Origin of the sequence: Exiguobacterium acetylicum (assembly GCF_019890935.1) — a bacterium.
Lineage (GTDB): Bacteria > Bacillota > Bacilli > Exiguobacteriales > Exiguobacteriaceae > Exiguobacterium_A > Exiguobacterium_A abrahamii.
Genome location: NZ_CP082333.1, coordinates 164,736 through 187,566 on the forward strand (window position 1 = coordinate 164,736; position 22,831 = coordinate 187,566).

Annotated in this window: 25 protein-coding genes; 17 read left to right on the top strand and 8 right to left on the bottom strand. The window is 47.7% G+C overall.

Going from position 1 to position 22,831, the window contains the following annotated elements; genetic code table 11:
• Positions 1-62 precede the first annotated feature (62 nt).
• Positions 63-1,055, top strand: coding sequence for an NAD(P)/FAD-dependent oxidoreductase (locus K7G97_RS01000; protein ID WP_058265404.1), 993 nt, complete (start codon positions 63-65; stop codon positions 1,053-1,055).
• Between the two features lie 61 nt (positions 1,056-1,116).
• Here the strand turns inward: K7G97_RS01000 and K7G97_RS01005 are convergent, their stop codons facing one another.
• Positions 1,117-1,449: a winged helix-turn-helix transcriptional regulator gene (locus K7G97_RS01005; RefSeq protein ID WP_023466681.1), complete on the bottom strand. Its 333-nt coding sequence runs from the start codon at positions 1,447-1,449 to the stop codon at positions 1,117-1,119.
• 122 nt (positions 1,450-1,571) lie between these two features.
• On the opposite strand from K7G97_RS01005, the gene K7G97_RS01010 reads away from it, so the two are divergent.
• Positions 1,572-2,426 carry an NmrA family NAD(P)-binding protein gene (locus tag K7G97_RS01010; RefSeq protein ID WP_223041119.1) on the top strand — a complete coding sequence of 285 codons (855 nt, stop codon included), beginning with the start codon at positions 1,572-1,574 and terminating at the stop codon, positions 2,424-2,426.
• 74 nt (positions 2,427-2,500) lie between these two features.
• Entirely contained in the window at positions 2,501-3,352 is an 852-nt protein-coding gene (locus tag K7G97_RS01015; protein ID WP_223041120.1) for a PPK2 family polyphosphate kinase, read from the top strand.
• Positions 3,353-3,394: 42 nt separating this feature from the next.
• Here K7G97_RS01015 and K7G97_RS01020 read toward each other — a convergent pair whose 3' ends face one another.
• From K7G97_RS01020 to garR, 3 genes are all read right to left on the bottom strand, one after another.
• Positions 3,395-4,738 (bottom strand): GntP family permease, encoded by a 1,344-nt coding sequence (locus K7G97_RS01020; RefSeq protein ID WP_064300447.1) that lies wholly within the window; start codon positions 4,736-4,738, stop codon positions 3,395-3,397.
• Positions 4,739-4,809: 71 nt separating this feature from the next.
• Positions 4,810-6,249 (bottom strand): four-carbon acid sugar kinase family protein, encoded by a 1,440-nt coding sequence (locus K7G97_RS01025; protein ID WP_223041121.1) that lies wholly within the window; start codon positions 6,247-6,249, stop codon positions 4,810-4,812.
• Positions 6,250-6,252: 3 nt separating this feature from the next.
• Positions 6,253-7,143 carry a 2-hydroxy-3-oxopropionate reductase gene (garR, locus tag K7G97_RS01030; RefSeq protein ID WP_223041122.1) on the bottom strand — a complete coding sequence of 297 codons (891 nt, stop codon included), beginning with the start codon at positions 7,141-7,143 and terminating at the stop codon, positions 6,253-6,255.
• Positions 7,144-7,328: 185 nt separating this feature from the next.
• On the opposite strand from garR, the gene K7G97_RS01035 reads away from it, so the two are divergent.
• The 12 genes from K7G97_RS01035 to manA all read left to right on the top strand — a co-directional run bounded on the left by K7G97_RS01035 (position 7,329) and on the right by manA (position 16,401).
• The gene (locus K7G97_RS01035) at positions 7,329-7,946 is read left to right on the top strand and encodes a GntR family transcriptional regulator (protein ID WP_064300450.1); all 618 of its coding nucleotides are present in this window, start codon (positions 7,329-7,331) and stop codon (positions 7,944-7,946) included.
• A 121-nt stretch (positions 7,947-8,067) separates the two neighbouring features.
• On the top strand, positions 8,068-8,493 hold the full coding sequence (locus tag K7G97_RS01040; protein WP_223041123.1) for a DMT family transporter: 426 nt from the start codon (positions 8,068-8,070) through the stop codon (positions 8,491-8,493).
• 12 nt (positions 8,494-8,505) lie between these two features.
• Complete coding sequence (locus tag K7G97_RS01045; protein ID WP_064300451.1) at positions 8,506-9,168, top strand: Crp/Fnr family transcriptional regulator; 663 nt, start codon at positions 8,506-8,508, stop codon at positions 9,166-9,168.
• Positions 9,169-9,180: 12 nt separating this feature from the next.
• A complete protein-coding gene (locus K7G97_RS01050) occupies positions 9,181-9,651 on the top strand; it encodes a DMT family transporter (RefSeq protein WP_023466690.1) in 471 nt (156 codons plus the stop codon).
• A gap of 2 nt (positions 9,652-9,653) precedes the next feature.
• Entirely contained in the window at positions 9,654-10,352 is a 699-nt protein-coding gene (locus tag K7G97_RS01055) for a YjjG family noncanonical pyrimidine nucleotidase (RefSeq protein ID WP_223041124.1), read from the top strand.
• Positions 10,353-10,462: 110 nt separating this feature from the next.
• The gene (locus tag K7G97_RS01060) at positions 10,463-10,900 is read left to right on the top strand and encodes a GNAT family N-acetyltransferase (RefSeq protein ID WP_223041125.1); all 438 of its coding nucleotides are present in this window, start codon (positions 10,463-10,465) and stop codon (positions 10,898-10,900) included.
• Between the two features lie 102 nt (positions 10,901-11,002).
• Positions 11,003-11,545, top strand: a complete 543-nt coding sequence (locus tag K7G97_RS01065; RefSeq protein ID WP_149426622.1) for a sigma-70 family RNA polymerase sigma factor — start codon at positions 11,003-11,005, stop codon at positions 11,543-11,545.
• Positions 11,520-12,878: a DUF4179 domain-containing protein gene (locus tag K7G97_RS01070; protein ID WP_223041126.1), complete on the top strand. Its 1,359-nt coding sequence runs from the start codon at positions 11,520-11,522 to the stop codon at positions 12,876-12,878. The genes K7G97_RS01065 and K7G97_RS01070 overlap by 26 nt, the downstream gene beginning before the upstream one ends.
• A 65-nt stretch (positions 12,879-12,943) precedes the next feature.
• A complete protein-coding gene (locus K7G97_RS01075; protein WP_223041127.1) occupies positions 12,944-13,426 on the top strand; it encodes a GNAT family N-acetyltransferase in 483 nt (160 codons plus the stop codon).
• A 98-nt stretch (positions 13,427-13,524) separates the two neighbouring features.
• Positions 13,525-14,592 (top strand): YcjF family protein, encoded by a 1,068-nt coding sequence (locus tag K7G97_RS01080; protein ID WP_223041128.1) that lies wholly within the window; start codon positions 13,525-13,527, stop codon positions 14,590-14,592.
• Between the two features lie 40 nt (positions 14,593-14,632).
• A complete protein-coding gene (locus tag K7G97_RS01085) occupies positions 14,633-15,274 on the top strand; it encodes a peroxiredoxin-like family protein (protein ID WP_223041129.1) in 642 nt (213 codons plus the stop codon).
• Between the two features lie 176 nt (positions 15,275-15,450).
• Positions 15,451-16,401: a mannose-6-phosphate isomerase, class I gene (manA, locus tag K7G97_RS01090; RefSeq protein WP_223041130.1), complete on the top strand. Its 951-nt coding sequence runs from the start codon at positions 15,451-15,453 to the stop codon at positions 16,399-16,401.
• 41 nt (positions 16,402-16,442) lie between these two features.
• On the opposite strand, the gene K7G97_RS01095 is transcribed toward manA, so the two are convergent.
• Complete coding sequence (locus K7G97_RS01095) at positions 16,443-17,777, bottom strand: sugar phosphate nucleotidyltransferase (protein ID WP_223041131.1); 1,335 nt, start codon at positions 17,775-17,777, stop codon at positions 16,443-16,445.
• 40 nt (positions 17,778-17,817) lie between these two features.
• Between K7G97_RS01095 and K7G97_RS01100 the strand changes: the two genes are divergently transcribed.
• Positions 17,818-18,429, top strand: coding sequence for a response regulator (locus K7G97_RS01100; protein WP_223041132.1), 612 nt, complete (start codon positions 17,818-17,820; stop codon positions 18,427-18,429).
• Here K7G97_RS01100 and K7G97_RS01105 read toward each other — a convergent pair.
• Genes K7G97_RS01105 through K7G97_RS01115 form a run of 3 tightly spaced genes read right to left on the bottom strand, consistent with a single transcriptional unit; the run spans position 18,413 to position 21,595 of the window.
• The gene (locus K7G97_RS01105) at positions 18,413-19,279 is read right to left on the bottom strand and encodes a glycosyltransferase family 2 protein (RefSeq protein ID WP_195866234.1); all 867 of its coding nucleotides are present in this window, start codon (positions 19,277-19,279) and stop codon (positions 18,413-18,415) included. The two genes, K7G97_RS01100 and K7G97_RS01105, sit on opposite strands and share 17 nt — an antisense overlap.
• Positions 19,276-20,415: a glycosyltransferase family 4 protein gene (locus tag K7G97_RS01110; protein WP_214771979.1), complete on the bottom strand. Its 1,140-nt coding sequence runs from the start codon at positions 20,413-20,415 to the stop codon at positions 19,276-19,278. Before K7G97_RS01110 ends, K7G97_RS01105 begins: the two co-directional genes overlap by 4 nt.
• 1 nt (position 20,416) lies before the next feature.
• Positions 20,417-21,595 (bottom strand): MATE family efflux transporter, encoded by a 1,179-nt coding sequence (locus K7G97_RS01115; protein ID WP_223041133.1) that lies wholly within the window; start codon positions 21,593-21,595, stop codon positions 20,417-20,419.
• Between the two features lie 49 nt (positions 21,596-21,644).
• On the opposite strand from K7G97_RS01115, the gene K7G97_RS01120 reads away from it, so the two are divergent.
• On the top strand, positions 21,645-22,817 hold the full coding sequence (locus tag K7G97_RS01120; RefSeq protein ID WP_223041134.1) for a glycosyltransferase: 1,173 nt from the start codon (positions 21,645-21,647) through the stop codon (positions 22,815-22,817).
• The last annotated feature ends 14 nt before the right edge of the window (positions 22,818-22,831 follow it).

Consider the following 22,831-nt stretch of genomic DNA (forward strand, 5'->3'; position numbering starts at 1 on the left):
CACCCATGTCTTGGAAGAAACCTCTATACTTAGGGAAATGAGGAATATGAGGGGGAAGCGAGATGACAGGGAAACGAATCGGAATCATCGGTGGTGGACTCGCCGGAATCTTTGCGGCACGCCAATTGCAGGCAGCAGGACATGCTGTTGAAATCATCGAAAAAAGCCAGAGCGTCGGGGGGCGAATGGCAACTCGTCGGATTGATGAAGGAACAGCGGATCATGGTGCCGTCTTCTTCACGGTTCGGACGGAAGAGTTAGGACGCGAAGTCGATGAATGGCTTGAGAAGGGATGGGTTCGTAAGTGGTTCGGAACGGATTTTCCACGCTATGTCGCAACGAACGGTATGAATCAACTCGTACAAGCGATTGGTCGAGGGATTCCCGTCCAGTTGAATGAACAGGTCACGCATATTACGGCAACGGAAGACGAACTCGTCACACAAGCGACGGATCATCAAGGTACGTATGATGCGTTACTCGTGACGGCGCCTGTGCCGCAAGCATATGAACTGTTGCAGTCTTCTGATCTGGCGCTCGGAGATGACGATCATGAGCAGTTACGCCAAGTGACGTTCGAGCCGACATTCGTGGGTCTGTTTGAAATCAAAGAGCGATTGACGATCGGGGAAGTCGGTCTACAAGACGAACAACTCGTCGATGGGATGTTAAAACTCGTCAATAATGCCGAGAAGCAGATTTCGAAGACGACACTCTTGAGTGTCTATATGACAGCTCGCTTCAGTGAAGACTGGTACGAGCGTCCGGAAGAAGAGACACTCGCTGAAGTCGAGCGGCTGTTACAACAGCAACTCGGACCGGTGACGATTGTTTCGCGTCAGCTCAAACGTTGGCGTTACGCTCAGGCACGTGCGGTTTACCGGACACCGCATTTGAAACTAGCGGCACATCCGCTTTGGCTTGCCGGGGATGCGTTCCTTGAAGCCGATGATGCGTCAGGGCGGACGCGCGTCGAGAGTGCTGTCATCTCCGGATTACGCGTCGCAGAGGCGATTGATACCCACTTACGTCAGACGGTGACAGCGACGGAATGAACGACAACATGCACTTCTTTTCTGAATCGAGAAGAAGCGCATGTTTTTTTGTTACTCACGATCATTCCCCCTGGAAGTGTTGCTCACTCCAAGCTGCCATTTGGTCAAGAATCGGTAAAAAACTATGTCCGGCATCCGTCAGGGAATATTCAACGCGAGGAGGAACTTCGCCAAAGACGTGTCGTTGAATCAAACCATCCGCCTCGAGTTCGCGAAGCTGACGCGTTAATGTTCCTTTAGAGATGCCTGTTAATTGTTGCAGTTCATGAAAACGATGCGTTCCGTGCGTCAGGTGCCACAGCAAGATGATCTTCCATTTGCCAGCGACCATCTGTTGAACCCGAGTGACTGGACAAGCCGTCCGTTGATTGGTCGTTGAATCGAATACAGCCACGTTCATCCTCTCCCATTGGTTCGTTTTGAGGGACCTAGTTTCAGATAAGTGCCTACTTTTTTTAGTGTATCACCTGGCGTATCATGAAGAACAACATCAAACTTCAAAGGAGTGGTTTCATCATGAAATGGTTAATTACAGGAGCAACCGGAAAATTAGGTGCGCGCATCGTGCAACATCTCAGTGAACAAGTCGGCAACGAACATGTAGCGGTTAGTGTCCGTGACGTTGAAAAAGCAGCGTCGCTTGCAGCGCAAGGAATCGACGTCCGGCATGGTAATTTCGATCAGCCGGAAACACTCGGACTCGCGTTTCAAGGTATCGATCGTCTGCTGATCATTTCGACGGACGGTGAAGAAGCAACACGGATCCGGCAACATCAAGCCGCCGTCACGGCAGCACAAGCGGCAGGCGTCAAGCTGATCGGCTATACGAGCATCGCTAATGCGGCACATAGCACGAACGGACTTGCGCGAACACATCGGGTCACAGAAGAAGCGATTCAAGCGACAGGTATCCCGTATGTCTTTTTCCGCAACAACTGGTATCTCGAAAATGAACTCGGAACGATGGATGCCGTCGCACAAGGCGCAGATTGGTTAACGGCAGCAGGCGAAGGAAAAGTCGGATGGGCGTTACAAGAGGAGTATGCGCTAGCGATTGCGACGGGGCTGACGCTTGAGCATCCAAAAGCGATCTATGAACTCTCTGGACCGTTGCATACACAAGCAGAACTTGCGAATGCAGTTGGAACAGTGCTTAACCGATCGGTCGCTGTAGATGAAGTAGATGGCGCGACCTATGGTGAGCGGATGCAAGCAGCTGGCTTACCTGACTTCTTGATTCCAATGTTGACGAGTATCCAGGCAGATATCGCGGCCGGAACTCTGGCAGTAGAAAGTACTGATTTTGAAGAATTACTCGGTCGTCCTGTGACGACGCTAGAAGAGGGAGTCCATCTCCTTTTGAAAAGATAAGTTCATCTGAACGTTTTCAGGATGAACGAGTAGGGTAAACCCCCTTTAGAAGCAATTAAAGGAGGAGCCCTACCATGAAACTGTCATCCTATCGTGTTAAGGAAGGCGAGCAAGTCTCGTTTTCGAATTACCCGACATCAGAAAAACATGAGATTTCGGAAGCGGAATTGCGAGAAAAGCGGATTCCGAAAAGTGTCGAGACGTTACAAGAGTTACACTGGCGTTTGCATGCCGAAGAGAAGAACGGCGTCCTCGTCATCCTGCAAGCGATTGATGCAGCAGGGAAGGATGAGGCAATCAGCTACATCTTTTCTAACTTGAACGCACAAGGACTCCGAACGATTTCCGTCAAAAAACCGTCGGATACGGAGCAAAAACACGACTATCTATGGCGAATCCACGAAGGACTACCGGAAAAAGGGGAAGTCGGCATCTTGAACCGTTCCTATTATGAGGAAGTCATTGCGCCACGAATCCATGATTTGCTCGAGGAAGAGGAAAAGCCGAATGATGGGGATGTGTGGCAGATGCGCTATCGTCAAATCAATGACTTTGAACGCTATCTCGTCGAGAACGGTTTCCGGGTCGTCAAGTTTTTGTTCCATGTCTCAAAAGAGGAGCAACGGCAACGATTGTTGACTCGTCTGAAGGATCCAAAGAAAAACTTCGAATTCTCGTTCAGTGATATTGAAGAACGCAAGCACTGGGACGAATACCATGAGATTTTTGCTGAGCTTGTCTCGGCGACGTCGACATCGTATGCACCGTGGTACATCTTACCGGCAGATGACGAATGGTATTCCCGCTATATCGTCACCGAAGTCATGAATGACGTCCTGAAGGAAATTGATCCGCAATATCCAAAGTTATCGGAAGAGGATCAGGAACAACTAGATGAAGCGATTAAACGATTGGAAAACGAATGAACAAAAATGCCACCGATGAATGTCATCGGTGGCATTTTTGAGTTAGAGTCCAGGTAAGATCCCTGTGAATAGACTTAAGAGGAAGACCGTAGCGAGCGCTGTTAAACCAGCGATAAAGCCACCTCCGGTCCAAGCAAGGAGTGTTTGAGGAATCGTCAATTTACCAAACCGGTTGACGACCCAAAAACCTGAATCGTTGGGTAAGGAAAGTCCAATCCCACCAGCACAAATCGCTAGGCCAAGAAGAATCGGAGACACACCTAATTCTCCGACCATCGGACCGAGAATACTCGATGTCGTAACGAGGGCGACCGTCGCTGATCCAAGTGACGCCCGGAGGATTTGCGAAAAGATGAATGCCAGCAAAAGAACCGGGATACTCCAGTTTTGCATCGTCGTAATGAGGTGATCCCCGATGCCACTATTATTGATGACGGCACCAAAGGCACCACCGGCTCCAGTAATCAAGATGATGATTCCGGCTGAACTGATCGCTTCCGAGTATAAGCGTGCGTTCGGGATTGCGATGTATGGGCGTAATAAGATGACAGCAGCAAAGACACTAATCAATAAGGCAACGTTTTTCTCACCGATGAAGCCAAAGAACGTTGCAATCGAAGTTCCGGGAAATAGCAGTTGAGAGACCGTATTCAATAAGATCAAGACGATGGGTAAAGCTAACATGAAGAAGCTAAGCCCTGTGCCGATTTCTTTCTTCGGTAAATCCGCTGGGTCGATTGAGAGTTCTTCGATGTCGCCAGAATGCTTAATTCGTTTTCCGATGAACATACCGTACAGGTAACCACCAACGAGAGTAGCTGGAATGGCGACGATGATCCCATACAGAATGAAGAAGCCGAGCTCTGATCCTGTATTTTCTGCGACGACGAGTGGTCCAGGTGTCGGGGCGATCATGTTATGCGAGACGATTAGACCGACCCCGAGTGCCGTAACGAAACTGACGACGGAGATACCTGTTTTAGAAGAGAGCGAACGAATCAATCCACTTAAGATGACGAAAGCTGCATCAAAAAAGACAGGAATGGAAACCGCTGTTCCAGTCAGGGCGAGTCCGGCAGAGGATTTTTTAGGTCCGAACACATTCAAGACAGCTTGGGCAATCTTTTCGACAGCACCCGATGCACCAAGAAATTGACCAAAGATGACACCAAGACCAATCAGGATACCGACACCCGCAAGTGTGTTCCCGAAACCAGTCGTGACGACGGATGCGACTTCTTTGACAGGCATCCCGATGGCTAAAGCCGTCAAGATGGAGATCGCTACAAGTGCCAGAAACGGTTCGATTTTAAGCTTTAGGATGGAAAAGAACAGTAGAGCTAGAGACAGAATAAAAATGACGACCAATAAATTACCCGTAACCATCAAGATCTCTCCTTCATATCATGAATTCCACTGAGGTGATGACTCACACCTTGTATCCGCTTACAAAATTATCAAGCGTGAAGTAGTTCTGCGACTTCTTTTAGCGTCGTCTTCGAACCGACATTCCCTGGGAAGATGACGTATGTCAGTCCGGGGAACTTACTTTCGGCTCCTGTTTTCCAAACCGGGATACCGGGTTTGACTTGACCGGCAACAGTTGCTCGTTTGACTTTTAGACCAGTCGTTCCGATATCACTTGACGTGATTCCGCCTTTAGCGATGATGTAGCTTGGACGTACATCCAGACGGGTAACGATGCTCGTCACAGCATCAGAAATTTTAACGGATAGCTTTAATTCATTCTCTTGTTGATTCTCTCCTAGGTCGAGACGTTCTCGTCTCGTATAGACGGCAACTGTCTGTCCAGATGCAATCAATTGTTCCGTCGTCGTGATGATTCGATTGATTTCTTGTTCGAATTGATCAGGAGACAGGACAAGATGGACATCAAACTCAATGAAATGAATGAAGTCACACGTTTTTAATTCGGCTAGTTGCTCTGTCGTTTTTTGGACATGTGATCCAATCATGATTAAACCGCCAGGCGTCGTATCGGACACGAGTTCTTCTTTTGTCAGGAGGGGACGCTGATCGATTCCACCGATGACTTTCGTAAAAGCTGCGGCCGTCCGGAATAAAAATCGTTTTCCTGCATTCATTGCGCGAATCAAAGCAATCGTCGCGACTTTGACATCAAGATAATCTGTCGCATTGATGATGATTTTATTGAAATCTTGAGCGTTCATCAGTTGTGCCACGAGTGCGTCAAGACGTACCTGCCGTAAATCATCCAGTGATAAGGAGATGACGTTGTCAGCTGGGAAAGCCCCATCCGATTTTTCTTCTGCCCATTCCCCAAGGTGCGAAGCGGAATAACCGAATGTCCGGTCCTTTGCGAACTCTGTTTGCCCTGCTGGTACGAGTGTGTCGTCTTCAAGCACATAATGGACATCGTTGATCGTAAGACGACCACCTTCTTGGAAGAATGGCATCAGGATTTCACCATCGAAGTGACCACTGGATTGTTGTTCGAGGGTGTGGCGTAAGACGTCCGTTTCGAGCGGATAATGTCCACGAAGTGTCGAATCACCACGACTGATTAAAATAAACGGCTGATCTCGTTGATCGGAAACGGCTTGGACGGTAGCCGCGATGTCTTCATGGACTTGTCGTGTTTCTTCACGCGTAAATCCACGAGAATTCGTCAAAATAAAAAACATTGACTGGTCTTCGCTAAATCCAGCCTCGATACTTTCGCTCGTCCAGTCAGTATAGACAGACACGCCATGGACAGTCTGCACACCTGTTGGATCATCGTCGAGGACGATGATTTTATGAGGAAACTGATGTAAGGCTTCAACTAACAATTCATCGACTACTGTTGCATTCGGTAGGGATGGTAATTGGTTGAGTGTCGTTTTACTTGGTAATGTCGGGAATGTCGAAATCATCCTTTACACCTTCCTTACTTCAACATGTGCTAATTTTTCGTAGTACTGAATGATGCCGCCGTGATCATCCGCAGCTTTTCCATCAATTTTCAACGCATGGAAAATCTCAACGAGTTGGCTAGAGAGGGGTAAAGGAACACCGATCTCATGCGCGGTTTCCATGACGTTCGTCATATCTTTTAAGTTGATATCGATGCGTCCCCCGGCAACGAAGTTTCGCTCTAGAATCAACGGTACTTTCGCATCGAGTACAGCACTTCCAGCAAGTCCCCCGCGAATGGCTTGATACATCTTCTCCACATCGATGCCTGCCTTCGCAGCGAGCGTCAATGCCTCGGACATGGCAGCGATATTTAAATTGACGATGATTTGATTGGCAAGTTTAGCCGTGACACCGCTCCCGTTTTTGCCGACGAGCGTGATGCTTGCACCGATGACTTCTAGGAGTGGTCGGACGGTTTCAAAGACGTCGTCTTTCCCACCGACCATGATGGAAAGCGTCCCGTCGATTGCTTTCGGTTCTCCACCACTGACGGGTGCGTCGAGCATCTCGACTCCGCGTAGTGTTGCTTGTTGTGCAATCTCGACCGAGGCGACAGGGGAAATCGAACTCATATCAATCAAGATCGTTCCAGCTGTAGCCGTTTGTAAGAGACCGTTTTCTCCAAGGACGACTTGCTCGACGTGATGCGAAGCCGGTAGCATCGTGATGATGACATCACACGTCGTTCCCATATCAGCAGGTGTTCCGAATGCCGCACCCGCTTGAACGAGTGTCTCGACACTTTCCGTATTTAAATCATTCACCGTGACGTCATAACCGGCTTTTAGTATATTCAAGGCCATCGGTTTTCCCATGATGCCTAAACCAATAAATCCAACGCGTATGTTCATCTAATCAAACTCCTTTTCATAAAAAGATAGCGCTTTCATAAAGTCTTTAACCGAATTGTACACACTAAGTTCATTTTTGTATACAATTTATTTAAAAATGTATACAAAAATATGTCTCTTTCCAATTCCCAATATTAAACTTATACTTTGAACTAGAAGAAATTCGAATGTAGGAGACGATGTCTGTGGGGAAGAAAACGACACAATTAGCATATGTTCAGGCATATGAATACATCCGGGATCGCATCTTAAACGGAGAACTGGAACGTGGAACGAAGTTAGTCGAAGAGCGTCTAGCTGAGGAAATGGGAATTAGCCGTACTCCCGTCAGAGATTCGATTCGAAAACTGGAGCAAGAAGGATTGATTAAGCAAAAACGTGTCGTCAATCCGAGCGACATGGATCTGCGACACATCTTTCAAGTCCGGATGTTGCTTGAGGGCTTCGCAGCCAGTCATTGTGCGACATATATGCGAGAAGCCGATTTAGAAAAGTTGAAGCAGTGTGTCGAGATCGGTAGAACGGGCGAACTCGAAGAAGTGATGGCGGCGAACAAGGAATTCCACGATGTGATCGTCGGGGCAACGAACAACCCGGTGATGATTGATATCATTGATCGGATGCAATCCATCATCTATCTATTCCGTAAGACTGTTGTCCACCATAAACGACCACTCTTGATTGAAGAACATGATGAGATCTATCAAGCGATTTTGAATCATCAACCGGAAGAAGCGGAGCGATTGATGAAAGCGCATCTTCAACTGGATTTAGAATTTTGTTTGAACTGGATGAAAGGATGAACGAGGTTGATATCGTTCATCCTTTTTTACATCTTGACGCGTTCTCAGGACAAATGTCCTGTTCAAATCAGATGGACTCTCGTTAAATGAAAGTATTATGGAACAAGAGAGGAGTATGCACATGCGTGGTGTCTTATTTGCGATTGCTGGTGGCTTTTTCTTAACGCTTCAAAGTGTTGCTAATGCCCGAATCAGTCAAACGATCGGGACGTGGCAAGCGGCGACGATCACCCAGATGACCGGGTTCATCGTTGCGATCCTCTTAGCGATCGTCTTACGGGATCGCAGTTTTTCAGCGATGCGACGTGTCAAACCGCTCTATCTGGCAGGGGGAGCCTTTGCGGCGATTATATTATTCAGCAACATGACAGCGGTCCACCGGATGGGCGTGACTTTGACGATTTCGCTCTTTTTATTGGCGCAATTAGCGCTGGCACTCTGGATTGACGGAAGAGGCTGGTTCGGCGTCATGAAACGTCGACTGCGGGGTCCGCAGATCATCGGCATCGTGATGATGGTCGCAGGCATCTTCATCTTAAAGAGTTAAGGAGGAGAAGAAGTGACGGACATTGTGAGCTATTTGGAGCGGTATCAGTTAACGCATGTCTTTGACGCATCGCTACGCAAGGCGATGCACATTCAGACGTTCGCACCGGGTGAGGCTTTATGCCGACAAGGTGATGTTGCGCATGAACTCTACCTGCTCGTCGAAGGGAAATTGAAGATCACGCATATGTCGGCAACGGGGAAACGTCTCGTGTTGTCCTTTAAACATCCGTTTGATCTCGTCGGTGATATTGAGTTCGTCCGAAAGATTGATTTGATGAACACGGTCGAGGCAGTGACACCAGTGACCGTCTTACGCATTGCCTATCCGGATTTGGAAGAAGCACGTGTCCATCATCCTGCCTTTCTATTATTTTTACTCGAGACGATTACGAAAAAGTTTGAATTAAAATCGCATACGCTCAGCTTCAATCTGTTGTACCCGGTTGAAGTTCGGCTCGCCAGTTATTTGTTGTCGATGACACCTAATACGGATGCTTTTGCGAGTAAGGAACTCGTCGATGCGGCAGATTTGATCGGGACGAGCTATCGTCATGTTAATCGTGTCTTACGCCAGTTCGTCGACGATGGGTTGATCCGCCGGACGCAGCATACGATTGAGATCATTGATCGAGACGGATTGATGGAGCGAGTCGGAGAAAGCATTTACGAATGAAGGAGGTGCGACATGGTTACGGGAATCATCCTTGCCCTTTGTGGGGGCATGCTCGTCTGTATTCAAAATACGTTTAACGCAAAAGTCAAAGAACACGTTGGTGCTTGGGCGACGACGACGCTAGTCCTTGGACTCGGGTTCCTCGCTTCACTGACGATTGGTTTAATCGTCGAAGGATCACAACTGTTTGCCCTAAAAGAGGCGCAAACCTGGTTTTGGTTCAGCGGAATCATTGGTGTCGGTGTCGTCCTCTGTGTGACGCAAGGCGTTCAACAACTCGGACCGAGTCGTGCGATTTCGATCGTCATGGTATCACAAATCCTGTTTGCCTTACTGTGGGATACGCTCGGTTGGTTCGGTTTACAGACCGTTCCGTTTACGTGGACGAAAGCACTCGGCGTGCTACTGATTGGTGGCGGAGTTCTTTTATTTCAACTGGGCGGGAAAACAACGACTGTACAACACGTACGAAAAGGAGCTTGAATATGTTTTACACGACGGTATTATTCGATATTGACCATACATTACTCGATTTTGAAGCGACGGAACGGATTGCCTTTCGCCGCCTGCTCGAGCAACAAGAGTTGCAGTGGACGCCGGAGCGAGAAACGCGCTATAAAACACTCAATCAAGCGCTTTGGAAAGCACTTGAACGAGGCGAGGTGACACGCGAGGAAGTCATTCACTCACGGTTCGTGACGTTCTTCGCGGAAGAAGGACGGACGGTCGACGGACGAGAAGTTGACGAAACGTATCGTGGCTATCTCGCACAAGGAACAGAATTGATTCCGGGTGCGACGGCGCTGCTTGAGCAGCTAGCCGGAAACGTCACGATGTACGTCGTCACGAACGGTATTTCGAAGACGCAACGCGCACGGCTCGATGGCGCTGGATTAACGGATTTCTTTGAATGGATTTTCGTTTCAGAAGAGACAGGTTTTCAAAAACCGATGGCAGGATTTTTCAATCATGTGTTTGCGCGGATTCCACAATTCGACCCAGCGCGAACAATCATCGTCGGGGATTCCTTGTCAGCTGATATCGCAGGTGGAAATCAAGCTGGTATCGCAACATGTTGGTTTAATCCAGAAGGAAAATCAGCGGCGGATATCAAGCCGACGTTTACGATTACGTCGTTAGCCGAACTACCTACTTTGCTTGAAAACGCAGCAGTCCTTCAATAATGAATCAAACCAACCGATAGGAGAGAGAAGGAAAGGAGGCGATCACTGTGCAACGATGTGATCAACAGACGCTGGAGGCAACTCCCGTCTAACTAAAAGGGGAAATGAACATGATTCAACTTGTACCGGTAACAGCAGAGAACTGGGAAGCGTGTTGTGAGCTTACACTGACAGCAGAACAGCAAGATTTCATGGAAGCGAACGTCTACTCGATCGCGCAAGCGAAGTTCGAACCGAGCCTTGTCCTTCGGGCGATCATTGCAGGTGAAGCCGTCGTTGGTTTTGTGATGTATAACACGGAGCTAGAAGAACTCAACGGCTACTGGATTTACCGCATCATGATCGATCAGACGCAACAAGGGAACGGAATCGGACGATTGGCGATGCAAGCCGTAATTGACGAGATGCGCGTGTTACCTGCAGCGAAACGAATCGTCGTCGGCTATCGACCGGATAATCAGGCGGCACACCGTCTGTATGCGAGTCTCGGCTTCATCGACCACGGGGATCGATTCGGTCGGGAAATGGCGGTGCGATTAGATATTTGAAGGATGGAAGGACTCTTGAAACGCAAGAGTCCTTTTCTTTTGGATATTTTTTGAAACTTTTCTCGGCTCATCATGCTCTAATTAGTAAAGGGAGGGAACACGATGGACTTACGAAACGAGCACACGACACTCGTCCGCCGTGCAATGAAGCACGATGAAGCGGCATTTGAGCAATTGGTGCTCCTACATAGCGAACAACTCTACCGAACAGCGTATCTATATGTGAAGAACGAACACGATGCCTTAGACGTCGTACAAGAGACAGTTTATAAAGCGTTCATCTCGATCGAACAAGTGAAGGAACCAAAACATTTCGTGACATGGATCACGAAAATCCTGATCCGCAATTGTTATCGCGTGCTTGAGAAACAACAACCAACCGATGACATCTTACTTCATGTTCCGGTGCAGGAAGATCAATCGCGAGACGAACATCTTGATCTCGTGCACGCTTTATCGCATCTGCGAAAAGAATACCGGGATGTCTTAATTCTTTTCTATTTTCATGATATTCCGATGAAAGAGATTGCAAGCTTCATCGGCATTACCCTCAATACGGTCAAGACATACTTAAAGCGAGGACGCGAAGAATTGAAGATACAGTTAGGAGGAATGGATTATGGAGCAGCACGATCTACGAAATGACTATGAAAAAATCCCTGTTCCGACGGACGCCTTACAAGACCGAATTCGTCAAGGGATTACGCAAGGCGTAGCGGAAAGAAAACAACGACGTCCTCGTCGGAAACAGTACGTCGCCATTGCGGGTCTTGCCGCCTCACTATTCGTGACGACGTTCATCGTTCCACCGTTTGCTTCCGCGATGTCGCATGTTCCATTGATTGGTGGATTGTATCGTCCCTTTACAGAACAGGGCACAGTCGGTACGGAAATCGAGAAGAAACAACTTGCAACAGCAATTGATCAGACGGTAACCGATCAAGGCATTACGATCAAGGTCGTCGACGCCTACTATGATGGTACGACGATCGGGATGAACCTGACGGCAACTGGTGTACCAGACGTCAACGAAACGAAACGAGCGGCGTTTTATGAAGTGTTCAAAGGGGATAAACGATTCGAAGGTACTGAAAATCAAGAACTGGCATATTTCAAACAGGACGGTAAGGCATGGAAAGCACGAATCGAATATGATGTCGGATTACAGAAATTAAGTGATGCCATGCAGGTACCACTCGTGATTTCGGAAATGTTTGGTCTAGACGGGAACTGGCAATTCGAGGTTCCGGTCAAACGATTGCAAGCGATTGAACAGACGTTTAATACGACGGTAAAAAATCCTGATTATGCGGTCGATGTCACGTTGAAACAGATGACAAAAGGACAGGCAAGTACGACGTTTGATTATACGGCGGTTTATCCGAAGTCGGATCAATATTGGCTAGAACTGGCTCTGTTTGATGATAAAGGGAAGGAAATCATCAAAAACTGGTCAGTTGGAACATCGTTAGTAAGTAGTTCGGTCAGCGGGTCGCAACGAACGGATGTCTCGCGGATTCGATTCGGAAATTATGTCATTCCATCCGGTTCCTATACGTTGCATCCTTCTTTACGTCTTTCACCGAAGACACATTGGCTGTCATTAAAGAATACGACTTTCCCTTATACGCAACAAGATGCGCATCATCCATTGAAGATGACGATTCAACAGGTAGAGACGTCCGGTTCTCATGTACAGGTCGATTTCTTGACGAACTCGGATCAAAAAAATTCAGATATCAAGTTGGATGTTAAAAACAGCATGTTCCTGATTCAAGGAAACGAACCACCGGATGGTCGTGAAATCAAACCGACTGTTGAAGTCATCGATGCGAAACAAAAGTTGCTTCGGGCGACGTTCACGTTATCAGCGTCACAAATCGATGCAATCGATGACTTCTATCTACAAACGGGCTATTCCAACACCGTGACGAATACACCAATCGACTTGAAACCGATTCCGTTCACCGTCGATTAAACAGGAGACTCCTGACATGCTGTCGAACTAGAATCAGCATGTGAGCAACAAAGGAGTCTGATGAGATGGAAGTACGTCAAATGACAGTGGACGATTATCCAGAAGTCGTTCGGATCTACGAACAAGGAATAAAGACGGAGAATGCGACGTTTCGTACGGAAGCATTACCGTACGAAGAATGGACGAAGCATCACCACGCACACAGCCGCCTCGTTGCGATGGAAGACGAGCAACTGCTCGGCTGGGTCGCGTTAAGTCCATTCTCTTCGATTCCGGCATACGCCGGTGTCGCTGAAATCAGCCTCTATATCGCGGAAGAAGCACGCGGTAAAGGTGTCGGCACACGCTTGATGGAAGACGTCATTCAAGCAAGTGAAGCAGCCGGAATCTGGACGTTGCAATCGCAAATTTTTCCGGAAAATCAAGCGAGTCTACGCCTTCATGAACGATTTAATTTTCGGGAAGTCGGTCGCCGGGAGCGAATTGGTCGGATCGGAGGCAGATGGCGCGATACGGTATTGCTCGAGCGACGTAGCACATATCTCTAAAATTCGGCAAGTGGACACAATGTTCCCTTGCCTTCTTTGTGTTGAAAGCAAGGGATAACGGGAAAAGACAGACAGCAGAAAAAGGGGGAGGGATCACGATGGATGATTTTTTTGGTGAAGGACTGGAGACCAATCAACAAAAACGGAAACGCAAACTGGAGGAAATCTTTGATCAATCGTTTGAATCGGAGCGACGGGATTTCAATCAATCGCTGGAGCAGGACGTGACGGTTGCCCTGATCGGAGATGTCAATGCGGGAAAATCTTCGACCTTGAACGCGATTCTTGGTCGTGAAGTCGCAACGGTCGGGGCGCGCCCGGGTGAAACGGTCCGGATTGATCAAGTAAGGCAGCATCCGGAAGATAAAGTCATCTTCGTCGATACACCAGGATTGAATGATGCCAATACACAGAACTCGGAAGCGACGTGGACGTACTATCAAAGTGCCGATGTCATCCTTTACTTTTTAAATGCGGCAGGTACCGTCTTATCTGAGACGGAGACGAAAAACTTCCGTAAGATCTATCAACATAACCAAAATGTCTTGATCGTCGTTACGAAGATGGATGCGACGGATGATGTCGACACGATCGTTCAGCATATTGAAGAAAAACTACCAGGACCCAAAATCATTCCCGTATCAGCACGAGAAGGAACGAACATTGATCGGCTCCGTCGGGAGGTCCTCGATATCTTAAAAAAGTTCGACAAGGATAATGTGTTCGTTCGTCAGATGGATCCGACCGTTCGTGGCAAGATCGCCAACAACTGGATTGTGGGTGCCGGAACAGCCGCAGGTGCGATTGGTGCCGTTCCATTCCCGGGAGCTGATATCATTCCATTGACTTCAATTCAAATCGGCTTGATGCTCAAGTTATCGAATCTGTACGAACGACAGTTATCCAAGGAGAGTGCGAAGGAGTTGCTTGTCGTGACGATCGTCGGAAACTCCGGAAAAACCGCCTTTCGGCAAATGGCGAAGCTCGTTCCGGGGTATGGTGCCGTCATTGCCGCGGGCGTTGCTTCGACCGCCACCCTTGCACTCGGATATGGAACAAAATATGTCTATGAGAATAAGCTTGAGCTGACACCGGAACAACTGATGGGGTTCGTGAAACGATTCCGGAAGAAGGCAGAAGAGTCGTCAGAAGAGACAAACGAGTAATCTCCCTGTTATTCTATACAGCAATAAAGGGGGAGAACACATGACACGATTACTCGAAGAAATCAAACAGTATCAATCGGAATTCCGACAAAAGGCACCTGCTGAGAAACAAAGGTTGATGGCGGAAGCGACAGCTGAGCTGGCTGCTTCTGGTATCGCTAAAGGTCTAGGTATCGGTGATACGATTCCACACTTTACGTTACCCGATGTATCTGGCAAGTCTGTGGCGATCGAGACATTACTCGAGCAAGGTCCTGTCATCTTAACATTCTACCGGGGTGGCTGGTGTCCATACTGCAATCTCGAGCTTCGCGCGTATGAACGGGAAATCGACCGAATTCGTGCTCAGGGAGCGACCGTCGTTGCAATCAGTCCAGAGACACCTGATTTTGCTGAACAGACAGCAAACAAGAATGCGTTAAGTTTCCCTGTCTTAAGTGACGTTGATTTACATGTATCCCGTCAATTTGATCTCGTGTTTGACCTGCCAGATTATTTGATTGAGATTTACAAAACATCGGGACTCGATGTAGCGAAGCACAATGGAAATGAGGATTGGCAGTTACCGAAACCGGCGACGTTCATCATTGATACGGATGGTGTGATTCGTTTCGCAGAAGTATCATCGGATTATACGAAACGCGTGGATCCGCAGACGATCATCGAGTACCTCGAACAATAAAAGAGCTAGCAAACTATGCGAAAACCAACTCCTAGTGATGCACTAAGAGTTGGTTTTTTTATGATTCAACCTGTTTTATTTGGATAATATAGACATAAAAATGGGTATAAAGAGGTAACCAAACGTATAGATGGAGGTGAAGCGTCGCTCCTAGTCTATCGGGAGTCCGCGTCGATATGTATGCCATTCAACCGATTTTCAAAGAACGAATTTGGGGCGGTCGACGTTTAGAGGCGTTGTTTCAGTTTGAGTTACCAGAAGGACAAATTGGAGAATGTTGGACAGCATCTGCTCACGCGAGTGGGCGGACGTACTTCTTAGATGGACCTGATCAGGGGAAGACGCTAGATGAATTATGGCAAACGAAACGGACAGAATTATTCGGTGATTATCTGCTGGATGCCTTTCCGCTTCATGTAAAATTTCTGGACTCGTCCGCTTACTTATCCGTTCAAGTCCATCCGAACGATGAGGAGGCACGACGGCTAGAAGGAGAACCATACGGCAAGAATGAGTGCTGGTATATCTTAGAGGCTGCACCAGAGGCAGAAATCATTCTTGGTCACAATCTACAATCACGAGATGCCTTGTTTCGGTGCGCTCAAGAAAAGGACTGGGAGACGTCACTTCGGCATCAAAAAGTTAAACCTGGCGAATTCTATTACATTCCGAGTGGTACGATCCACGCTCTAGGACCAGGCATCGTTCTTCTTGAGATTCAACAGATGAGCGATCGAACGTATCGACTATATGATTACGACAGATTAGGAGATGACGGGAAACCGAGAGAATTGCACGTTGAGAAGGCAATCGCTGTCACGACGATTCCAGATGAGCCGTGGACGAACCAACCAGAGACGATCATCAAGGAAGGGGGCATCATGACGAAGTTGCTTCAAGTACCCTCCTTTACAGTGATCCGTCATGAAGTAACCGGTCGATATACACTACAGGATCATCCAGTCTTTCGTTTATTGACTGTCATCGAAGGTAAAGGAGAAGCGCGGCAAGGGAATCGCGTGATTCCCTTACAGAAAGGAAAACAATTCTTTGTACCGCGTCGAGCGGGAGATTACGAAATAGCGGGATCCGTCACATTCGTGACGAGTGAAGTGTTTTTAGATTAGAGCAGACGAAAGGGCACCGATAGGAGGTGCCCTTTCTAACATCATGGTTTGGAACGAATCGAGGTCGGAAGTGGATAGTTATCTTGCTCCGTCCAATCAATGGAATATTTAATTTCAATCATGATCAGATCCTCTAGTGTGGTCAACGTATGCGGAATACCTTGTGGGATATGCACGACAGAAGTTGGTCCGAGTTGCTGTGACTGACCATCGATCAGTGCCTCAGCGCGACCTTGTAAGATGCTCCATGTCGAATCGGTATGCGCATGATAATGATGACTGATTTGCTGATGTGCCTTGATATGCAGCCGTCGGGTCACGGCATAACGCCCGTCCTCTAGTTGCTGTTGATGTAAAATCGTCGCATAGCCCCAGCGTTTCCATTCAAATTGTGGTGGCAAAGTATCATCCGTCAAATATTCTTTTAAAGCAGGTGTCTCATCTTTGGACGCAACGAGGACACCATCTGGACTCACCGACACGATTAAGTTATCGAGTCCGATGCCAAGGACCGGAACCTGTAATTCATTGACGATATGTGTATTTTTCGAGTGGAGCATCCGGGCGTTTCCGTGAAGCGGATGCGGCATCTCTTCCGTTAATGTATTCCATGTTCCGAGATCTTTCCAGTAGCCTTCATACCGATGAACGAATAAGGAATCGGTCTTTTCAACGACCGCATAATCAAATGATGTTTTTTCTAGTGCCTCGTAGTTCGAACGGAGCGCCTCGAATGTCGTCGGCACATCTTGTTCTTCTAGACACTGCATTAAGAAGTCAAGGCGACAGGCAAAGACACCACAGTTCCATAGTGCACCTTGTTCGATTAAGTCACTCGCGACTTCAACAGTCGGCTTCTCTTGGAAGCGATCGACGATGGACATGTTTTCGGAAGTCTGCGGAATGATATAGCCATATTTTGATGTCGGATGCAACGGTTCGACCCCCATTAAATGAAGCGCATCCGGATGTTCTTGGACGGCTTGGTCCAATTGCTCGAAGCGTTCAAAGAACGATAGTTCAACGTAAGGATCGACCGGCATGATAATGATCGTCTCTTCTAAATCGATCCGTTCTGCGAGATAACTTGTCGCAAGCATGATGGCAGGGAACGTATCGCGACGTGAGGGTTCTTGAATAATGGAAGTACGGAAGCCTAGCTGATTTTCAATCGCATCGACTTGTGAACTCGTCGTCGTAATGACGGTCCGGTCGTCCAGACCGACTTCCTGAAGTTGTTGGAAGACCCGCTCCATCATCGATTGTTTATTACCATCGCGATCTTCTAGAATCTTTAAGAACTGTTTCGAGTTTAAATCGTTCGAGAGCGGCCAAAGCCGTTTTCCGGATCCACCTGATAGTAAAAGAATATACATTGACGACCATCCTTTCTTTTTAAAACGGAGGCGATAGCATATGGCACTTTATCTATTAGTTGACTCACATGAACCGACACGACGGATTTTACGCCGTAAACTACTGGCAGCGGGACAAGACGTACAGGAAGCACGATCAGGAGAAGAGGCTTTGGAACAACTCAGCAATTCCGACGTTGATGTCTTGCTGACGGAACTTCGACTTCCAGAAATGGATGGCGTCGAGCTGTTACGTGCTGCTAAACAACGAGCACCGTTAACGAAACAAATCGTCTTGACGGACTATATGCAAGTCCATACGTTGCTGGCGGCTGTGAACGCAGGAAACGTCAGTCGGATGATGACGAAACCATTGAAGATTGACGATCGGGTTCTGGGAATCATGACCCGCATCGGAGATGAGGTCGTGGAAACGAAACAACGTAAACGGAATCTGGGACAACATTTTACCGATGTGTTAATCAATTCAAATCGTCCGTATTGTCTCTTTTACGAAGATGGATCAATCATCAGTCAACGTGCCCTGACGATTGATCATCATGAACAGATTCCAGAAGACCAAAACGGTATTCACCGCTTCGAATTCCCGACACAGTTCGGAACGTACATCCTCTATCAATCGCTGACCGGCAGTCTTACGAAACCCGTTTGAAGAAGAGGGACTCTACACCAATGAAGCTAAGACGCAAGTACATGTAGATGACGCCAACGGTCAACAGCGGATGACGGCTATATTTTCTTAAGTTAGCCTGATGATAGAGAACAGGACGGAAGAAATACCAACGTCGCAAGGCTTTCATGAAGCCGCCCTGTTCCGCGTCGAGCGTCGCAGGCATGACATCAAAGTAATAGCGTTTTTTTCGAAGCAGGTCATTTAATTCGACCTGCTTTTCGTTGTGGTGTACGTAGGTGAACGTCGCACGGCGAATGATCCCGCCTTGTTCCAAATAACGGATCGTCGGCTGCGTCTCTTCGAAACTGATTTGCGTCGGATCAATCTCGCCAGAAGCGACGTACGCCTCGAGTCGCCAGAAGCGCGCGGCTTCCATCGTATGCGTGTCGAGTTGATCCGTCGGAACGTTGAACAGGTTACGCTCAAAGACCTTCACTTGACTGAAGTAATTATCATAATCACTGTACGCGCGTTCGGGAATGACGAGTGCTCCGACCTCTACATGTGCCTCAAGATATAAGAGGCAGCTTTTTAATAACTGATCTTCAAGTACCATATCGGAATCAATGATATAGAGGTATTCGACATCGTGTTGCTTTAAGCGATCAATGGCAGTCTTGCGAGCGATACCTCGTTCACCGTGAGGTAGCGCAAGCACTTCGAATCGCGTATCATTTGCGGTCAATCGACGCATCGTCGCGACAGTCGAATCGGTCGAACCATCATCCGCGATGACACAAAGGAAAGAAGCCTGTTGTGTCTGAAGTGAGCGGATCGTTTCCGTGATGATTGCTTCATTTTCGTATGTGGACATAGCGATTCCAATCATGAAAAATCCTCCTTCAGTGCGACAGGTATTAATTCGCGTTGCAACCAGTTACGAAACGCTTGACCTGTATGATCCCAGTGCAAGGTCTGAGCGAAACGATGACCGGCTGCTTGAATCATTTCGTATTCTTCGGGATCACGTAAGCAGGCACGCATCTCGGCAGCAAGGGCGCCCGGGGTCTGACTTTTTGCCATGTAACCAGTCATACCATACTGGACGGCGTCACGCAGTCCAGGGGCGTCATAGACGATCGTTGGTGTACCGACAGCCGCCGCTTCACTGACCGTCAGACCCCAACCTTCTCGTTTAGAAGGAAACAGGAGCGCCGTCGCGCGACTCATCCGTTCGAGCTTTTCTTCCTCACTGACGAATCCAAAATAGGTGATGGCGTCACGCATCTCTTCCGGGACGATTGGATGAAGGTGCTCGGTGATATACGCCTCGTCTTTTTTTCCGATAACCCAGAAACGAGCGTCAGGATACTCCCGTTTAACGATGACGAAAGCTTGGAGTGCATCATTGATTCCTTTATAGGCCGACATCCGTCCAGCGTATAAAAAAGTCGGATGTGCTTCTTTTGGCTTCCAGTCTTCTTCGTTCCATGGGGTAAAGGAGAGACCTTCCGGTAGAATCGTCACGTCGTCCTTGGAGAAGCCGACAGCAAGTAGATCGTCTGCCGTGGACTGACTGACCGTCAACGCGCGACCGGTCCGGTACAGCTGCAGACGCGGTGTCTCCGTCCATTCGCCGACGTATGAAAACGGAGGACGAACATTGATTTGCCAGATTTCACGTGTCAGTTGATGAATGAAGAGGGCACGTTTCGCTAATGGAACATACAAGGGTGTGAAAAAGTGATGTGTGTTCATCTGATCGACGACTAAATCAATCGTCGCAGCATGCGACTGATAATAAGAAAAGGCGAGCGGAACGACGGAAAGCGCAGTACCTCTCCGGATATAAGTGATTCCATCCAAATACTCGACATCGTGTCCGCCTTCGAATGCGGGAGAAAAATGAGTGATTTCATACTCATCACTGACACGTCGGAGCATCTCGTGGGTGAACACTTCTGCGCCACCTGCTTTCGGGTGTTTGATATCGCGCCAAGATAAAAAAAGTAGATGGGGTTTCATGTTATGCCTCCTTCACAGGATAGGGGTGTCGAGGTAAGGTGAAACGTAAGATCAGGGCGCCAAGTAAAAAGACACCTGCTTGTGCAAGCAACCAAATCTCGACGGTCGAGTGAAATGTCGTCAAGACAAGGACGAACAGAACCAGAATCAGCCAATAGCCTTTCAAGTACCCAGTTCGATGTAGGGAAAACTGAACAAGTGCTTCGTATTGAATCAACGTGATACCCACATAAACGAAAACCATATATTTGATGTAATGAGTTGCCATGTCGTAGCCGCTCCCAAATAGAAGCGGAATCAGATAAGGGACGATCGTCCAATACACCAAAACAGCAAGAGCCATTCCACCTAATAAGATGCGGTAAAAGCGACGCTCCCAAAGAAGAAAGGCTTCGTCCTGACTTTTTTGGCTTAAGCGCGGTAGCAGTAATTGAGCGAGTGATAACGCGACGAACAACAGGAGTTGACCGAATCGTAAGGCAACCGAATAATCTCCTGCGAACTGCGGAAAATAACGGGTGACGAGGAGACTGTCGAGTGTAAAGAACAGCGTCATGACGATCTGTGTATGGATCATATGGACGAGTCCGTTCGCTTGGATCCGCCCGCTACTAACCGGGAACGTGACTTGTATCAGACTTAATAGGTAGGACGCAATCATGCCGGCCAAGATGAATAACAATGCATAGCTGACGTTCGTTTGTTGAATCAAAAGCCATGTAGCTAGGACTTTGACGACGGATTCGATGTAATACGAGAGATTCAGGGCATAGAAGCGTTCAGTCGCTTGTAAGACACCACGACGAAAAGACAGAAGGATATGAAACACGATGATGAAATAAACAATTAGTAGGTTTATTTTGGTAAACGGCAGGAAATAAGGTAATGCATAAAGTAAAATAAGTAAGAAGAACCCTGTAACCACCAGTATAAGGAAACGGAGTTTTTGGTAATTATTTGTCTTCTGTTGACTGTAGTCACGTGTCACGGTCCATTGTAAGGCGCCGCCGATGATGAGTAGAAGACCTAAGAAAGCTAGATAAGCATTCAGTAATCCGTAGACAGCACTAGAAAGCTCACGAGCTAACAGTAAATGATAGGCATAGTTCACGAGATTCAACGCTACATCGAGAATCGGAAAAATCAACAGGACGGCATGTCGCTGAATGAAACTTGTCATGGAGCCACCTCCCATCAGTCAGAGCTGTTTTACGGAAAGGATGAAACTTATGAGTCAAGGACATATTGCTGTTTTCACCGATCACTCACGGCATATTCCATACGAATCTTTGATTTCTTATTATCCGGTTTTGTTTTACACACAACCTGGCAGATGTCCTGCCTCGTTCGAACAAATCGCCAGCACTGAAATTCAAGAAGCGGAAGAACACGAGATTCTGTTGTATGTCGTCGACTATAAGACACGTGAAGAGGAACTTGCGATCGCCAATCAGATTCGAGCTGTACGTCCACGTTCCAAAATCCTGTTGATTAAAGAAGCGATTCGTTTAAAAGGAGATTTTCCGTATCACACGGTTCAAGGAGACGGGGTGCTTCGCTTGTTTTCTTATCGCCCAGCCTATCCGAATGAATTGTTTGCTGAAATCCAGCATATCATCCATCCTGAATATCCCATTTTAAAGGATACTATAGCCTTTATATTGCCAATATTTAACGAAGAGAAACGTTTTAATTATGTAAAAGATTTTTTAGAGTCGCTTGCGACCTTCATCAGCGAAGATTATATCCACGCTTCGATCAATTTCTTTGATGATGCTTCATCGGATCGATCGAAAGCGCTCTTACAGGAGTACCGATCGATCGTCATGGAAGCGACCGATACGTTGTTCACGGTCGGATATCTCGAAGTACATCAGGTCGAACAAAATACACGGAAGGCCGGTTTGTTCATCGAGGGAATGAAAAACGTCTCGAGTGATTATTATGTCTTCGTCGATGCGGATAACTCGTTTCGAATCGAAGACATCGCACGGCTATTGACGATTGCCCAGGAAGGATATTATGACATCGTCGTCGGGACGAAGGATTTGACGATCGAAGACCGTGGAGCCGTCCGGCGTTTCATGAGCTTTGGAAAACGAAATCTGACACGGTTCTTCTTACCAAAAGGGGTGACTGATTCGCAGACCGGTCTGAAGATCATCAACCGACGGGTCGTCCATCGTCTGTTGCCTTATCTACACGTCGAGAGTGGTCTCGCAATCGATTTAGAGCTGATGTATGCAGCGAAAAAAGAACGCTTACGGGTCTACCAACAACCCGTGACCTGCATCGAGCGCGAAGGATCGCACGTCAATCTCGTCAAGGATTCCGTCGCGTTCTTGAAGACGATGGTCAGCCTGTATCAGCGCCACCGGAAAGATGAAGTACCGGTCAAATGAAAAGGACAATGGGG

What these genes read in the sequence shown, in the direction of transcription:
- K7G97_RS01000 (WP_058265404.1), top strand. Translation starts at nt 63, where the DNA reads ATGACAGGGAAACGAATCGGAATCATCGGTGGTGGACTCGCCGGAATC.
- K7G97_RS01010 (WP_223041119.1), top strand. Translation starts at nt 1,572, where the DNA reads ATGAAATGGTTAATTACAGGAGCAACCGGAAAATTAGGTGCGCGCATC.
- K7G97_RS01015 (WP_223041120.1), top strand. Translation starts at nt 2,501, where the DNA reads ATGAAACTGTCATCCTATCGTGTTAAGGAAGGCGAGCAAGTCTCGTTT.
- K7G97_RS01020 (WP_064300447.1), bottom strand. Translation starts at nt 4,738, where the DNA reads ATGGTTACGGGTAATTTATTGGTCGTCATTTTTATTCTGTCTCTAGCT.
- K7G97_RS01025 (WP_223041121.1), bottom strand. Translation starts at nt 6,249, where the DNA reads ATGATTTCGACATTCCCGACATTACCAAGTAAAACGACACTCAACCAA.
- garR (WP_223041122.1), bottom strand. Translation starts at nt 7,143, where the DNA reads ATGAACATACGCGTTGGATTTATTGGTTTAGGCATCATGGGAAAACCG.
- K7G97_RS01040 (WP_223041123.1), top strand. Translation starts at nt 8,068, where the DNA reads ATGCGTGGTGTCTTATTTGCGATTGCTGGTGGCTTTTTCTTAACGCTT.
- K7G97_RS01050 (WP_023466690.1), top strand. Translation starts at nt 9,181, where the DNA reads ATGGTTACGGGAATCATCCTTGCCCTTTGTGGGGGCATGCTCGTCTGT.
- K7G97_RS01055 (WP_223041124.1), top strand. Translation starts at nt 9,654, where the DNA reads ATGTTTTACACGACGGTATTATTCGATATTGACCATACATTACTCGAT.
- K7G97_RS01060 (WP_223041125.1), top strand. Translation starts at nt 10,463, where the DNA reads ATGATTCAACTTGTACCGGTAACAGCAGAGAACTGGGAAGCGTGTTGT.
- K7G97_RS01065 (WP_149426622.1), top strand. Translation starts at nt 11,003, where the DNA reads ATGGACTTACGAAACGAGCACACGACACTCGTCCGCCGTGCAATGAAG.
- K7G97_RS01070 (WP_223041126.1), top strand. Translation starts at nt 11,520, where the DNA reads ATGGAGCAGCACGATCTACGAAATGACTATGAAAAAATCCCTGTTCCG.
- K7G97_RS01075 (WP_223041127.1), top strand. Translation starts at nt 12,944, where the DNA reads ATGGAAGTACGTCAAATGACAGTGGACGATTATCCAGAAGTCGTTCGG.
- K7G97_RS01080 (WP_223041128.1), top strand. Translation starts at nt 13,525, where the DNA reads ATGGATGATTTTTTTGGTGAAGGACTGGAGACCAATCAACAAAAACGG.
- K7G97_RS01085 (WP_223041129.1), top strand. Translation starts at nt 14,633, where the DNA reads ATGACACGATTACTCGAAGAAATCAAACAGTATCAATCGGAATTCCGA.
- manA (WP_223041130.1), top strand. Translation starts at nt 15,451, where the DNA reads ATGTATGCCATTCAACCGATTTTCAAAGAACGAATTTGGGGCGGTCGA.
- K7G97_RS01095 (WP_223041131.1), bottom strand. Translation starts at nt 17,777, where the DNA reads ATGTATATTCTTTTACTATCAGGTGGATCCGGAAAACGGCTTTGGCCG.
- K7G97_RS01100 (WP_223041132.1), top strand. Translation starts at nt 17,818, where the DNA reads ATGGCACTTTATCTATTAGTTGACTCACATGAACCGACACGACGGATT.
- K7G97_RS01105 (WP_195866234.1), bottom strand. Translation starts at nt 19,279, where the DNA reads ATGATTGGAATCGCTATGTCCACATACGAAAATGAAGCAATCATCACG.
- K7G97_RS01110 (WP_214771979.1), bottom strand. Translation starts at nt 20,415, where the DNA reads ATGAAACCCCATCTACTTTTTTTATCTTGGCGCGATATCAAACACCCG.
- K7G97_RS01115 (WP_223041133.1), bottom strand. Translation starts at nt 21,595, where the DNA reads ATGACAAGTTTCATTCAGCGACATGCCGTCCTGTTGATTTTTCCGATT.
- K7G97_RS01120 (WP_223041134.1), top strand. Translation starts at nt 21,645, where the DNA reads ATGAGTCAAGGACATATTGCTGTTTTCACCGATCACTCACGGCATATT.